The organism is Gemmobacter sp., from assembly GCF_016792925.1.
Lineage (GTDB): Bacteria > Pseudomonadota > Alphaproteobacteria > Rhodobacterales > Rhodobacteraceae > Gemmobacter.
Genome location: NZ_JAEULU010000157.1, coordinates 1 through 12,043, shown reverse-complemented (window position 1 = coordinate 12,043; position 12,043 = coordinate 1). Strand labels below are relative to the sequence as shown.

Sequence of the window (12,043 nt, the reverse complement as noted above, 5' to 3'; positions counted from 1 at the left end):
TGCTTTTGGGTTTGGCGTAGTAATACTGGTCCTGATAGTCGATCTCGGGATAGTTGAGCATCGCCCAGCGGGGTTCTTCCATCTGCTGCCAGCGCTTGAAGGCGGCCAGACGCCAGTCGAGCATCCATTGCGGCTCGCCGTTTTTCTCGCTGATCAGGCGAACGATCCCCTCGTTCAAGCCCTTCGGCGCATATTCGGTTTCGATCTCGGTTTCCCAGCCGTGCTTGTATTTGCCGGCCATGGCCTGCACGGTCTCGATGGTTTCCCGGTCCACGCCCACGCGCAGTTCGATCTGGTCTTCGGCTTCCAGCGCCATGCGTCCCTCCTCAGACCCGCGCGCGGGCCTTGCGATATTGTGCGATCCAGGCATCGGCGAACCGCAATACCTCGTCTTCCGTCGTCCGGGGCCCGATCGACACGCGCAGGGCAGAGGCAGCCGCCGTGTCGTCAAAGCCCATGGCGCGCAACACCCGGCTGGCCTTCACCTTGCCGCTGGAACAGGCCGAGCCCGCCGAAACGGCAAAGCCCGCCAGATCCATCTGCATCACCTGCGTCTCGCCCTTCCAGCCGGGCGTCACGAGGCACAGGGTGTTCGGCAGCCGCGCGCCATCTTTCCCGACCGAAATAGTCTCATTTGCTGCGGCTGACAATGCTGACTCTAGAATATTTCTAATCTCGGCCACGCGCTCCCAGACGCCATCCGCCAGATCGCGCGCCGCGGCCTCGGCTGCGGCGGCAAAGCCGGCAATGCCAATCAGGTTTTCCGTTCCGGCCCGGCGCCCCATTTCCTGACCGCCGCCCTTCAGCTGTGCAGCCAGATCAAGGCCGCGCCGCAGGATCAGCGCGCCGATGCCCTTGGGCCCACCCAGCTTATGCGCCGAGGTCAGCCCCATGTCGCATCCCAGCCAGTTGAAGGCCAGTGGCAGCTTGCCAAAGGCCTGGGTCAGATCACTGACCGCGAGGCCTTCGGGCAGGGTTTGCACAATGCCGGTTTCCGAATTTGCAAATTGCACCGCCATGCTGCCCGGCTCGCCCCCTGCAACCTGGCCCGCCGCATTGACGGGCAGATCCGCGACACACCAGGCGCTGACGGCTTCATGTTCCACATCGCCGCAACGCAGCCCCCGCCCCGCGCAGGCAAGCGCGGCGGCCTCGGTCGCGCCCGAGGTGAACACAATGTCGGTGCCATCGGCGCCAAGCGCCGCTGCAATCTGGTTGCGCGCCTTTTCCATCAGCGACTTCGCGGCACGCCCCTCGGCATGGACCGAAGACGGGTTGCCCACCAGATCCATGGCCGCGATCATCGCCGCCCGCGCTTCGGGGCGCAGCGGAGTGGTGGCGTTCCAGTCCAGATAGATGCGCGGGCGCATCACAGGACGGGCAATTTGCTGGCGTCAAATCCGGCGCCGGGCAAGACCTCGACACCGGATTTCGACATGCGCACCTCGGCGCCCGCAGCGGTCAACGCGGATTTCAAGGCATCAACCGATGAAAAATCCTTGCTTTCCATGGCCTTGGCACGGGCCTCGGCCAAGGCCGTTGCAAAGGGCGCCAGATCGACCGATGCCTGATCCCAGCCGCCAAGTTCGGGTAGCAGAAGGCCTAACAACTGTGCAGAAGCCAAAAAATCTGAGGCAACAGCTCTGACTTGCTGAATACTAGAACCAGAGTACTCTTCCAAGTTATCGACAAACCCTTGCCTTAACATATCATATCTAGTTGCCAGCCCACGCAACTCCACAAGCGCCAAGGACGTATTAAGATTCGCCGAAAGAGCCGATACAACTCTTACATGGGGCTTACCTGGCTTAACGTCACGAAACATCGCCCGCCATTTCCGCAAAGTGGCCTCGGCCTGTGCAGCTTTCTCTGCGGTCCAATCCATCGGCTTTGCATAGTGGGTTTGCAAATATACAAACCGGATCACCTCGCCGGGATATCCTTGCTCCAGCAAGTCGCGCACGGTGAAGAAATTGCCCAAGGATTTGGACATCTTCTTACCCTCAACCTGAAGCATCTCATTGTGCAGCCAGATATTTGCAAACTGCCCCGAAGGGTTTGCACAGCAGCTTTGCGCGATCTCATTCTCATGATGCGGGAATTGCAGGTCGATCCCGCCGCCATGAATATCAAAGGTCTCGCCCAGCAACTCCCGGCTCATGGCGGAGCATTCGATGTGCCAGCCGGGCCGCCCCCAACCCCAAGGCGAAGGCCAGCCGGGCAGATCGTCGGACGAGGGTTTCCACAACACGAAATCCATCGGGTCGCGCTTGTAGGGCGCGACCTCGACCCGGGCGCCTGCGATCATGTCATCGACCGAGCGCCCGGACAGCCCGCCATAGCCGGGAAAGCTGCGCACCTCGAACAGCACATGGCCATCCACCGCATAGGCATGGCCGCGTGCGATCAGCGCCTCGATCATCGAGATCATCGGGCCGATGTAATCGGTGGCGCGGGGTTCATGCGTGGGGCGCATGGCTCCGAGCGCATCCATATCGGCGTGATACCAGCCGATCGTCTCATCGGTGATGTCGCGAATCGCGCGGCCCGTCGCGGCGGCGCGGGCGTTGATCTTGTCGTCCACATCGGTGAAGTTGCGAACATAGGTCACGTTTTCAGCGCCATAGACGTGACGCAACAGGCGGAACAACGTGTCGAACACCACCACAGGCCGGGCATTGCCGATATGGGCACGGTCGTAAACGGTAGGCCCACAGACATACATGCGGACGCGGCCGGGTTGCAGCGGTTGCAACACTTCCTCGCGGCGGGTGCGGGTGTTCCACAGTTTGATCATGCGCGCCTCCATCGGCTCAGGCCTTTTCGGCCAGGGTCAGCCATTCTTCCTCGGCCTCGGCCAGCGCCGCCTGACGCTGGGCCATCATCTCGGTCGCTTTGCGGAATTTCACCGGGTCTTTGCTGAACAGATCGGCATCGGCCAGCAACTCGGCCAGCTTTGCAATTTCATGTTCAAACTTTGCAATCACCTCGGGAAGCGTATCGAGCCGTTTCTTTTCGGTGAAAGACAGGCCCTCGGCTTTTTTCGGCGCGGCGACGGCGGGGGCAGCCTGCTTGGCCGCAACCTTCACTGGCGCCGCCTCGGCCAGCGCGCCGCGTTGCGCCAGATAGTCGCTCCAGCCACCCGCATAGACGGTCGCCACCCCGTCGCCTTCCAGCGCGATGGTGGTGGTGGCAACCCGGTCGATGAAATCGCGGTCATGGCTGACCAGCAGCACCGTGCCATCATAATCGCCCAACAGGTCTTGCAGCAGGTCCAGCGTTTCCACGTCCAGATCGTTGGTCGGCTCGTCAAGGATCAGCAGGTTGGAATCCTGCGCCATCAAGCGGGCCAGCAAAAGCCGGGCTTTTTCGCCGCCCGACAAGGATTTGACCGGCGCGCGGGCCTGCCCTTCCGAGAACAGGAAATCCTTGAGATAGGCCACGACATGTTTCGGCGTGCCGCGCACCATCACCTGATCCGAGGCGCCCGAAACCGCCATCAGCGGATCGCCGGTCAGGTTTTCCCACAGCGTCGCCTCGGGGTCCAGCTGGGCGCGGGTCTGGTCGAACACTGCGATTTGCAGGTTGGTGCCCAGGGTCACCGTGCCGCTATCGGGCGGCTCTTGCCCGACCAGCATTTTCAGCAGCGTGGTCTTGCCGATGCCATTAGGGCCGACAAAGGCCACCCGGTCGCCGCGCAGCACCCGAAAGTCAAAATTCTGCACTATGCTTTTTGCACCATAGGCTTTGCAAATTCCGACCGCCTCGATCACCTTCTTGCCCGAGACCTGGCCGCTTTCCAGTTCCATCGCAGCAGTGCCCTGGCGGCGGATCATCGATGAGCGTTGCTCGCGCAGGTCTTGCAGCGCCCGCACCCGGCCCATGTTCCGTTTGCGGCGGGCGCTGATGCCCTCCACCGCCCATTTGGCCTCATGCTTGATCTTGCGATCCAGCTTGTGGCGGGCCTCGTCCTCCTCGGCCCAGACCTGTTCGCGCCATTCCTCGAAGCCGTCGAACCCGGATTCGCGGCGGCGCACCTCGCTGCGATCCACCCAAAGGGTGGCGCGGGTCAGCGCCTTGAGGAAGGCGCGGTCGTGGCTGATCAGGACAAAGGCAGTGCGGCTTTGCGACAATTCGGCCTCAAGCCATTGAATCGCCTGAATATCCAGATGGTTGGTCGGCTCGTCCAGCAGCATCAGCTCTGGCGCCTCGGCCATCAGTTTGGCCAGCGCGGCCCGGCGACGCTCGCCGCCCGAGGCCGAAGCCACCGGGGTCTCGGGGTTGAATTTCAGCCCCTCCGCCACCACGGCCACCTTGTAGGATTCGTCCTCCGGCAGGCCCGAGGCGGCGTAATCGCCCAGGGTCTCGTAGGCGGAAAGATCGGGGTCTTGCTCCATATACCCCACGGTCGTGCCCGGCGGCACCACGCGGGTGCCGCTATCGGCCTCGATCAGACCGGCCATGATCTTCATCAGGGTCGATTTGCCCGAGCCATTGCGCCCCACCAAGGCCACCCGGTCACCGGGTTGCACGGTCAGGTCGAGCCCGTCGAACAAGGGATTGCCGCCGAAAGTCAGCGAGATGGAGGAAAGCTGGAGAAGGGGTGCGCGTGCCATGCGGCGGGCGTAGCCTGCCCGCGCCCGCGCGTCAATCGCCCGCCAGCAGCCGCAGCGCGCGGGCGCGGGCTGGCGGGATGGCGGCGATCTCGACCGCGGTGAACACATGCAGCGTGTCCATCTGCCGGTCGATCACCGCATGGTCGGAGACCCAGCCGCCAAGCGCCAGATAGCTGCGCAGCAGCGCGGGCAACTGGCCGCGCGCCTGCCTTGGATCGGCGGGCGGCAGATCTTGCAGCGGCAGGATGTCGGGCGAGCGCCGCCCCGGCGCCAGTGCGGGCGGGGCGGGATGCGCGGCCAGCAGCGACAGCGCGGCGGCATGGCGGGCGGGGTCTGCGCCGGGGAAAGAGGTGCAGCCGAACAGCAGCGCCGCCCCGGCCCGATCCACCAGCCGCGCCAGCATCGCCCAGGCGAGGCGCATCAAATCGGGATCGGGTTGCCCCGGTGCCAGGCAGAACCGGCCCAACTCCAGCATGGGCGCGCGCCTGGCCGTCAGGCCCGCAAGATCATAGCGCTGGCCGGAATAGCTGTGCCCTGCCCCGCCGGCGTCGAGGCCCAGCACGCGGTAGCAGCCCAGAAGCTGCCCCTGCGATTCCAGCAAGACATGATCGCAGCGGCTGTCGAACGCATCGGCATCACGACCGGGCCGCCCGTGAAAACACAGGTGCCGCAAGGCCTGCGCCCGCCCGACATCCTCGGCGGTTTCGGCAAGGCGGGCGGTCAGGCGACCTGTGCTGAGCCGGTCCACGTTTGGCCCCCGCCTTTCGGGATCAATCCACCAATTGATCGGCGCGCAACCGGCCAATCGAGCCGAAGAGCTGGCGCAGGAAGCCCATGCCCTTGATATTGGTCTCGGTCACCCGGCGCGAAAGGGCGACGACGCGGCCCCGTTCCAGCCCGAACCGCTCGATATTGGTGACGGTGCCCGCCTCGGAGAAGCTGATGGCGACCACCTGGCGGTCGATCTCTTTCGGCGTGCGCCCGCCCTTATGCTCCCACCGGCTTTGCACATAGAACCAGCCCACATCATTCAGCAGGCCCGAGGCCGAGGGGCGCCCGATCGCCGTGGCGACCTCTTCGCGCGAGGCGCCGATCTGGATTGCGTCCAGCTCCAGCTGTTCGGGGATATAGCCGTGATTGCGATAGATCGGGGCACAGGCCATGAGCGAGAGCGACAGGATGCCACCGGCGAGCCAAGGCGCCACGCGCCGTCCCAACCGCACAAAACGTGCCTGCATGATCACTCCCGTCCCTGCCGGATGACAAGCGGCGCCTTGCCAAGCAGGCGGCGGCCCCCTATCCCGGTTTTCATATCACGCCATCCGGGGCCAGCGGCTCCGGTCGGTTCAGGTTCCGGCTTACAGCAAGGTCGGGCCTGTGTTCAAGGAAGGAACGCGTCTCGGCGCGCCACCACCCGGAGGGAAGCATGACCACAAGCCGCAATGACAGCACCCCGGAGCGCCTGCAACTGGGCCAGCCGCTGCGCGTGGCGGGGCTGGCCACCCGCAAGCCGACCCGTTTCCGCATCGAGGCCGATGCCGAACAGCGCGCGGCGGCGGCGGCGATTCTCGGCATTACCGCCGTCGCGCGGCTGCGTTTTGCCGGCGAAGTGCGCCCGCGCGGCCGCAATGACTGGGATCTGGTCGCCGATCTGGAAGCGGAGGTCGAGCAGCCCTGCTCGGTCACGCTCGCCCCGGTGGTGACGCGCATCCGCGAGGCGGTGGAGCGGCATTATCTTGCCGATATGCCGGTGCCCGAGGGCGACGAGGTGGAAATGCCCGAAGACGAGCGTGACGAGCCGCTGCCCGAGGTGATCGACCCCGGCGCCGTCGCGCTGGAGGCCCTCGCGCTGGCCTTGCCCGCCTATCCGCGCGCGCACGGCGCGGCGCTTGGCGAGGCGGTTTTCGCCGCCGAAGGTGTGGCGCCGCTGCGCGATGAGGATTTGCGGCCGTTTTCTGGCCTGGCTTCCCTTGCGGAGCGGCTGAAATCCGGGCAGAAGGACGCCGAGTAAGCGCAGGAACCGCCACGCTGCGGCAGGGGCAACAAAACACTTGCACCCGGCCGGAAAACGGCTATGTTCCGCGCCTCGCAAACACTGTGAAATCCGGGTTTGTCCGCAGCCGCGGCAATCTGAGTTTCACCAAGGAAATCAGGGGCTTGCCCCTCACTAACCCGAGGTCGAGACATGGCTGTCCCGCAGAACCGAGTCACCCGTTCGCGTCGCAACATGCGTCGTTCGCATGACGCTCTTGTTGCCGGTAACCCGGCTGAATGCTCGAATTGTGGCGAGCTGAAGCGCCCGCACCACGTTTGCGGCGCCTGCGGCCACTATGATTCGCGTGAAGTCGTCGCGATGACCAAAGAGGTCGACGTGGACGAGGACGCGGCGTAAGCCGCTTCCCCTGCCTGCTGCACGCATGTCGACCGGAACAGGTTTTCCGCAAGAGCGCGCGCCGCGCACCGTCATATCACTGGACGCCATGGGCGGGGATCGTGGACCGGCAGCGGTTGTTGCCGGTCTTGTCGTCTCTGCACAGGATGATCCGGGGCTGGAGTTTATCCTCCACGGTGACGAAGCGGTGTTGAAGCCCTTGCTGGCGGCGCATCCCGATCTGGGCCCGCGCATCACGCTTTCGCATGCACCGCGCATTGTCACCATGAGTGACAAGCCCAGCCAGGTCATGCGCCATGGCGACGGCACCTCCATGTGGGGCTGTATTGATTCCGTGCGCAATGGCGAGGCCGCCGTGGCGGTCAGCTGCGGCAATACCGGCGCGCTGATGGCGGTTTCGATGATCCGCCTGCGCAAGATCGCGGGCGTGAACCGCCCCGCCATCGCCTGCCTCTGGCCCTCGCGCAATCCCGGTGGCTTCAATGTCATGCTGGATGTCGGCGCCGATATCCGCGCCGAGGCCGAGGATCTGCTGCAATATGCCACCATGGGCGCGGCCTATGCCCGCAATGGTCTGAACCTCAGCCGCCCGCGCGTCGGCCTGCTGAATGTCGGCACCGAAGAACACAAGGGCCGGGCCGAGCTGAAAGTGGCGCATGACCGCATGACGGTGGCCCAGGAGGCCGCCGGGTTTGAATTTGTCGGTTTTGTGGAAGGCGGCGATATTCCCTCCAACCGGGTTGACGTGATCGTCACCGACGGGTTCACCGGCAATATCGCGCTGAAAACCGGCGAAGGCACCGCCAAACTGGTGCTGGACCTGCTGCGCGGCGCCTTCATGGGCAGCGCCCTGAGCAAGCTGGCCGGGTTGATGATGCGCGGCGCCCTGCGCGCCATGGCCAGCCGCGTCGATCCGCGTCAGGTGAATGGCGGGGTCTTCCTCGGGCTGAACGGCACGGTGGTGAAAAGCCACGGCTCTGCCGATGCCACCGGCATTGCCTCGGCCATTCGCCTCGCGGCTCAACTGGCCAGATCAGGCTTCAATGACCGGCTGGCTGCCCGGCTTGCATCCGCCGAGGCGGCGGGGCAGGATGGCATCACAGGCAAAAGCGGTGAAAAAGAATGACAATACGCGCCGTCGTGAAGGGTGTGGGCCATTACCTGCCCGAACGCGTGGTTCCCAACAGCGAGTTTGAGGCGACCATCGACACCTCTGACGAGTGGATTCGCACCCGCTCCGGGATCGAGCGGCGCCATTTCGCGGCGGAGGGTCAGACCACCTCCGATCTGGGCACCCGGGCGGCGCAGGCGGCCCTCGCCCATGCCGGCATGACGGCGGATGATGTGGATGCGCTGATCGTCGCTACCTCGACCGCCGATTTCACCTTCCCTTCTGCCGCCACGATGATTCAGGCCCGTCTGGGCATGACGCGCGGCTTTGCCTTCGATGTGCAGGCCGTCTGCGCCGGGTTTGTGTTCGCTTTGGCCAATGCCAATGCGCTGATCGTCTCGGGTCAGGCCAAACGCGTGCTGGTGATCGGCGCCGAGACCTTCTCGCGGCTGATGGATTGGCAAGACCGCACCACCAGCGTGCTGTTCGGCGATGGCGCGGGCGCGCTGCTTCTGGAGGCGCAGGATGGCAGCGGCAGCAATAGCGATCGCGGCATTCTGGCGACCGATCTGAACTCGGATGGCCGCCACAAGGACATCCTGCATGTCGATGGCGGCGTGTCGACCGGCCAGACCGGCCACCTGCGGATGCAGGGCAAGGAGGTCTTCCGCCATGCCGTTGAAAAACTGGCAGAAACGGCCCATGCCGCGCTGGAAAAGGCGGGGCTGACCGCCGAGGATGTGGCCTGGATCGTGCCGCATCAGGCCAATATCCGCATCATCGAGGGCACTGCCAAACGCATGCAATTGCCGATGGATCGCGTGGTGGTGACCGTGCAGGACCATGGCAATACCTCTGCGGCCTCGATCCCGCTCGCGCTCTCGGTCGGGGTGCAGCGCGGCCAGATCAAGCCCGGAGACCTGATCGTGACCGAGGCGATTGGCGGCGGTCTGGCCTGGGGCTCGGTCGTTCTGCGCTGGTAAGTGTTTCGGCGCTGTCGATAATCCGTGCAAAAGCCAGCGGATTGATCCTGCGACCTGCCTGAACAACGCGCTGCAAGTGGTTGATATTGACTCGAAAACCTAAACCCCCCAATCTACGGAAAAACCCGGGGGGGAATGATGAGTGAAAAGACCCTGACGCGCATGGACCTGAGCGAAGCGGTGTTCCGCGAGGTCGGCCTGTCGCGCAACGAATCCGCCGATCTGGTGGAAGCCGTCCTGCAACATGTCTCGGATGCGCTGGCGGCCGGTGAGACGGTGAAGATTTCCTCCTTTGGCACCTTCTCGGTGCGGGACAAATCGGCGCGTGTGGGCCGCAATCCCAAAACCGGCGATGAGGTGCCGATCAGCCCGCGTCGCGTGCTGACCTTCCGCCCCTCGCATTTGATGAAAGAGCGGGTCGCCACCGGCCAGAAGCGCTGAGCGGCGCCATGGATAAATCGCCCGACGCCTTCAGGACCATCAGCGAGGTCGCTGACTTTCTGGAGACGCCGGCGCATGTGCTGCGATTCTGGGAAAGCCGGTTTCCGCAGATCAAGCCGGTGAAGCGCGCGGGCGGGCGGCGCTATTACCGCCCCGCCGATGTTGCCCTGCTTGCGGGCATCCGCCAGCTGCTGCATCAGGATGGCATGACCATACGGGGCGTGCAGAAAATCCTGCGCGATCAAGGCGTCCGGCATGTCATAGCCCTGTCGGACCCCAATTTTCCCCCGGCCTCCGTGCCCGAGGACGAGGCCTTTGACGGCATGGCCGAGCCAACGCCAGACGAGGCCGAGGACGGGTCGAATATCGTCGCCCTCACCGATTGGCGCTTTGGCACCGCCGCGCCAGAGCCGGCGGTTCGGGCCGGGGATGGCGATCTGCCATGGGACAGCCCGGAAGCCGCCGCCACCCCGACAGCCGCGCCGGAGTTGCTGGCGGAGGCCCTGCCCCCTGCGCCGGAGCTGCATGTCGGCGCCGCCTCGCTGGTGGCGGACCCCGACAGCTTGTCCGCTGCCGATCCGGCATCCGAAGAGGAACCTACCCTGCCCAGCCCTGCCCCTCTGCAATGGTCACTGTTCGACGCCATCGCGCCGGAAGATTCGGCCCCGGCGGCAGACCTGCCGCAGCCCGAGGCGGAGGCGCCCTTGGCCCAGGCGTCCCCGCCTGACCTCCCGCTGGCGCAGACGGTCCTGAGCGAAGCCGATGATCCGCCGCAGGCCCAACCGGACGAATCGCCCGCGCACGAAGCCGCTGAGACGATTCAGGCCCCACCGGCACCCACATCAAACCCGAGCGGCCCGGACCTGCCCTGGTTGCCCCCTCGCCTGCGTGCCCTGCACGCCGCGTTGGACGGCCAGGCCCGCCCCGATCTTGCACCTGTTCTGGCCCGCGCGCGGGCGCTGCACGCGCGTTTGCGCGATGCCGCCCAATCTCGGCGCGGATAATTCACGACCATGCGTTTTGGCGCTTGCCGCTGCCGAAAATATCGTTATGTATCCGCGCAGTGTCGGGCCGTGGCGCAGCCTGGTTAGCGCGTCCGTCTGGGGGGCGGAAGGTCGTGAGTTCGAATCTCACCGGCCCGACCACTGAAAAAAGACCCGCCTCTGGGAACAGGGCGGGTCTTTTCATAGGCTTGGAGGCCCGCAGATGACCGCGATCGGAGTGCTGCCCGCGCAAGAGCTGCGCGCATTGATCGAGACCGGCGTGATTGCCGGCAGCCCGGCCATCCTGCCCGATCAGATCCAACCTGCCAGCCTTGATTTGCGTCTGGGCACCGTGGCTTATCGGGTGCGCGCCTCGTTTCTCGCGGGCCATGGCCGCAGCGTGGCGGCGCGCATTGCCGAATTCGAGATGCATCGAATCGACCTGACCGAAGGCGCGGTGCTGGAAAAGGGCTGCGTCTATGTGATTCCCCTGATGGAGCATCTGGCGCTGCCCCGTGGCATCACGGCGGTGGCCAATGCCAAAAGCTCCACCGGGCGGCTGGACCTGCTGACCCGCACCATCACCGATGGCGGCGTGGAGTTTGACCGGATCGCCGAGGGCTATGCCGGGCCGCTTTATGCCGAGGTCTGCCCGCGCAGCTTTTCGGTTCTGGCGCGGGCCGGGCAGCGGTTGAACCAGATCCGCTTTCGCCGGGGTCAGGCCGTGCTGAGTGATGCCGATCTGGCCACGCTGCATGCACAAGAGCCGCTGGTGGATGGCGCGGCGGTGATCTCGGAAGGCCTGGGCTTCTCGGTCGATCTGCGCCCCGAAACCGGCGATCTGCTGGGCTATCGCGCCAAGCCGCATACCGGGGTGATTGATCTGGCGAAGATCGGCCATTATCCGGCGGCGGAGTTTTGGGAGGAGGTGCGTTCGCGCGAGGGGCGCATCATCCTGGACCCCGGTGCCTTTTACATTCTGGTCAGCCGCGAGGCGGTGACGATCCCCCCCGATTACGCCGCCGAGATGGCGCCTTATCTGGCGATGGTGGGCGAGTTTCGCGTGCATTATGCCGGGTTCTTTGATCCCGGCTTTGGGCATTCCGCCGCCGGAGGCGCGGGCTCGCGCGGGGTGCTGGAGGTGCGCTGCCACGAGGCGCCTTTCGTGCTGGAGCATGGGCAGGTGGTCGGGCGGCTGGTCTATGAGCGGATGAGCGCGCGGCCTGAAACCCTTTATGGCGCGGGGATTGCGTCGAATTATCAGGGTCAGGGGTTGAAGCTGGCCAAGCATTTCCGCAGCTGAGCGGAACAGCGGGGGCCAGCCCACGCACGAGATCAAACGGCGGGAGCCAGCCCCCGCACCAGATCAAGCAGCGGGGGGCCCCCCCCCCCCCCCCCCGCGAATTTAGCCCACATGTCAAATGAAAAGGGTGGGTTTTGAAAGTAGGTTGGGTTTGACAAAAATATTAATCAAAAAAATACCCTTTGCCCGACGGGGTTTAGTACACAACAACCGA

The 12,043-nt window shown here is 64.9% G+C and carries 12 protein-coding genes, 1 tRNA gene and 1 pseudogene; 8 read left to right on the top strand and 6 right to left on the bottom strand.

Annotated features, from left to right (window positions below):
- From JNN06_RS07670 to JNN06_RS07645, 6 genes and pseudogenes are all read right to left on the bottom strand, one after another.
- Positions 1 to 316 (bottom strand): annotated as a pseudogene (locus JNN06_RS07670) (Fe-S cluster assembly protein SufB); the annotation flags it as partial.
- Between the two features lie 10 nt (positions 317 to 326).
- A complete protein-coding gene (locus JNN06_RS07665; RefSeq protein ID WP_291239002.1) occupies positions 327 to 1,370 on the bottom strand; it encodes an aminotransferase class V-fold PLP-dependent enzyme in 1,044 nt (347 codons plus the stop codon).
- Positions 1,370 to 2,809 carry a cysteine--tRNA ligase gene (gene cysS / locus JNN06_RS07660; RefSeq protein ID WP_291239001.1) on the bottom strand — a complete coding sequence of 480 codons (1,440 nt, stop codon included), beginning with the start codon at positions 2,807 to 2,809 and terminating at the stop codon, positions 1,370 to 1,372. The genes JNN06_RS07665 and cysS overlap by 1 nt, the downstream gene beginning before the upstream one ends.
- 4 nt (positions 2,810 to 2,813) lie before the next feature.
- The gene (locus JNN06_RS07655) at positions 2,814 to 4,616 is read right to left on the bottom strand and encodes an ABC-F family ATP-binding cassette domain-containing protein (RefSeq protein WP_291239000.1); all 1,803 of its coding nucleotides are present in this window, start codon (positions 4,614 to 4,616) and stop codon (positions 2,814 to 2,816) included.
- Positions 4,617 to 4,647: 31 nt separating this feature from the next.
- Positions 4,648 to 5,364, bottom strand: a complete 717-nt coding sequence (locus JNN06_RS07650; RefSeq protein ID WP_291238999.1) for a GNAT family N-acetyltransferase — start codon at positions 5,362 to 5,364, stop codon at positions 4,648 to 4,650.
- A 22-nt stretch (positions 5,365 to 5,386) separates the two neighbouring features.
- A complete protein-coding gene (locus JNN06_RS07645) occupies positions 5,387 to 5,854 on the bottom strand; it encodes an outer membrane protein assembly factor BamE (protein ID WP_291238998.1) in 468 nt (155 codons plus the stop codon).
- Between the two features lie 188 nt (positions 5,855 to 6,042).
- On the opposite strand from JNN06_RS07645, the gene JNN06_RS07640 reads away from it, so the two are divergent.
- The 8 genes from JNN06_RS07640 to JNN06_RS07605 all read left to right on the top strand — a co-directional run bounded on the left by JNN06_RS07640 (position 6,043) and on the right by JNN06_RS07605 (position 11,829).
- A complete protein-coding gene (locus JNN06_RS07640) occupies positions 6,043 to 6,627 on the top strand; it encodes a YceD family protein (protein ID WP_291238997.1) in 585 nt (194 codons plus the stop codon).
- A 174-nt stretch (positions 6,628 to 6,801) separates the two neighbouring features.
- Positions 6,802 to 7,008 (top strand): 50S ribosomal protein L32, encoded by a 207-nt coding sequence (rpmF, locus tag JNN06_RS07635; RefSeq protein ID WP_291238996.1) that lies wholly within the window; start codon positions 6,802 to 6,804, stop codon positions 7,006 to 7,008.
- A gap of 25 nt (positions 7,009 to 7,033) precedes the next feature.
- Complete coding sequence (plsX, locus tag JNN06_RS07630; RefSeq protein ID WP_291238995.1) at positions 7,034 to 8,134, top strand: phosphate acyltransferase PlsX; 1,101 nt, start codon at positions 7,034 to 7,036, stop codon at positions 8,132 to 8,134.
- Entirely contained in the window at positions 8,131 to 9,102 is a 972-nt protein-coding gene (locus JNN06_RS07625) for a beta-ketoacyl-ACP synthase III (protein ID WP_291238994.1), read from the top strand. The genes plsX and JNN06_RS07625 overlap by 4 nt, the downstream gene beginning before the upstream one ends.
- Before the next feature lie 138 nt (positions 9,103 to 9,240).
- Complete coding sequence (gene ihfA, locus JNN06_RS07620; protein WP_291238993.1) at positions 9,241 to 9,543, top strand: integration host factor subunit alpha; 303 nt, start codon at positions 9,241 to 9,243, stop codon at positions 9,541 to 9,543.
- Between the two features lie 8 nt (positions 9,544 to 9,551).
- The gene (locus JNN06_RS07615) at positions 9,552 to 10,547 is read left to right on the top strand and encodes a MerR family transcriptional regulator (protein WP_291238992.1); all 996 of its coding nucleotides are present in this window, start codon (positions 9,552 to 9,554) and stop codon (positions 10,545 to 10,547) included.
- Positions 10,548 to 10,610: 63 nt separating this feature from the next.
- A tRNA-Pro gene (locus JNN06_RS07610) sits at positions 10,611 to 10,688 on the top strand.
- Between the two features lie 61 nt (positions 10,689 to 10,749).
- Positions 10,750 to 11,829, top strand: a complete 1,080-nt coding sequence (locus JNN06_RS07605; RefSeq protein ID WP_291238991.1) for a 2'-deoxycytidine 5'-triphosphate deaminase — start codon at positions 10,750 to 10,752, stop codon at positions 11,827 to 11,829.
- The last annotated feature ends 214 nt before the right edge of the window (positions 11,830 to 12,043 follow it).

Bases quoted from the DNA above. Each gene is read 5' to 3' on its own strand.
- JNN06_RS07665 (WP_291239002.1), bottom strand. From the start codon at position 1,370: ATGCGCCCGCGCATCTATCTGGACTGGAACGCCACCACTCCGCTGCGC.
- cysS (WP_291239001.1), bottom strand. From the start codon at position 2,809: ATGGAGGCGCGCATGATCAAACTGTGGAACACCCGCACCCGCCGCGAG.
- JNN06_RS07655 (WP_291239000.1), bottom strand. From the start codon at position 4,616: ATGGCACGCGCACCCCTTCTCCAGCTTTCCTCCATCTCGCTGACTTTC.
- JNN06_RS07645 (WP_291238998.1), bottom strand. From the start codon at position 5,854: ATGCAGGCACGTTTTGTGCGGTTGGGACGGCGCGTGGCGCCTTGGCTC.
- JNN06_RS07640 (WP_291238997.1), top strand. From the start codon at position 6,043: ATGACCACAAGCCGCAATGACAGCACCCCGGAGCGCCTGCAACTGGGC.
- rpmF (WP_291238996.1), top strand. From the start codon at position 6,802: ATGGCTGTCCCGCAGAACCGAGTCACCCGTTCGCGTCGCAACATGCGT.
- plsX (WP_291238995.1), top strand. From the start codon at position 7,034: ATGTCGACCGGAACAGGTTTTCCGCAAGAGCGCGCGCCGCGCACCGTC.
- JNN06_RS07625 (WP_291238994.1), top strand. From the start codon at position 8,131: ATGACAATACGCGCCGTCGTGAAGGGTGTGGGCCATTACCTGCCCGAA.
- ihfA (WP_291238993.1), top strand. From the start codon at position 9,241: ATGAGTGAAAAGACCCTGACGCGCATGGACCTGAGCGAAGCGGTGTTC.
- JNN06_RS07615 (WP_291238992.1), top strand. From the start codon at position 9,552: ATGGATAAATCGCCCGACGCCTTCAGGACCATCAGCGAGGTCGCTGAC.
- JNN06_RS07605 (WP_291238991.1), top strand. From the start codon at position 10,750: ATGACCGCGATCGGAGTGCTGCCCGCGCAAGAGCTGCGCGCATTGATC.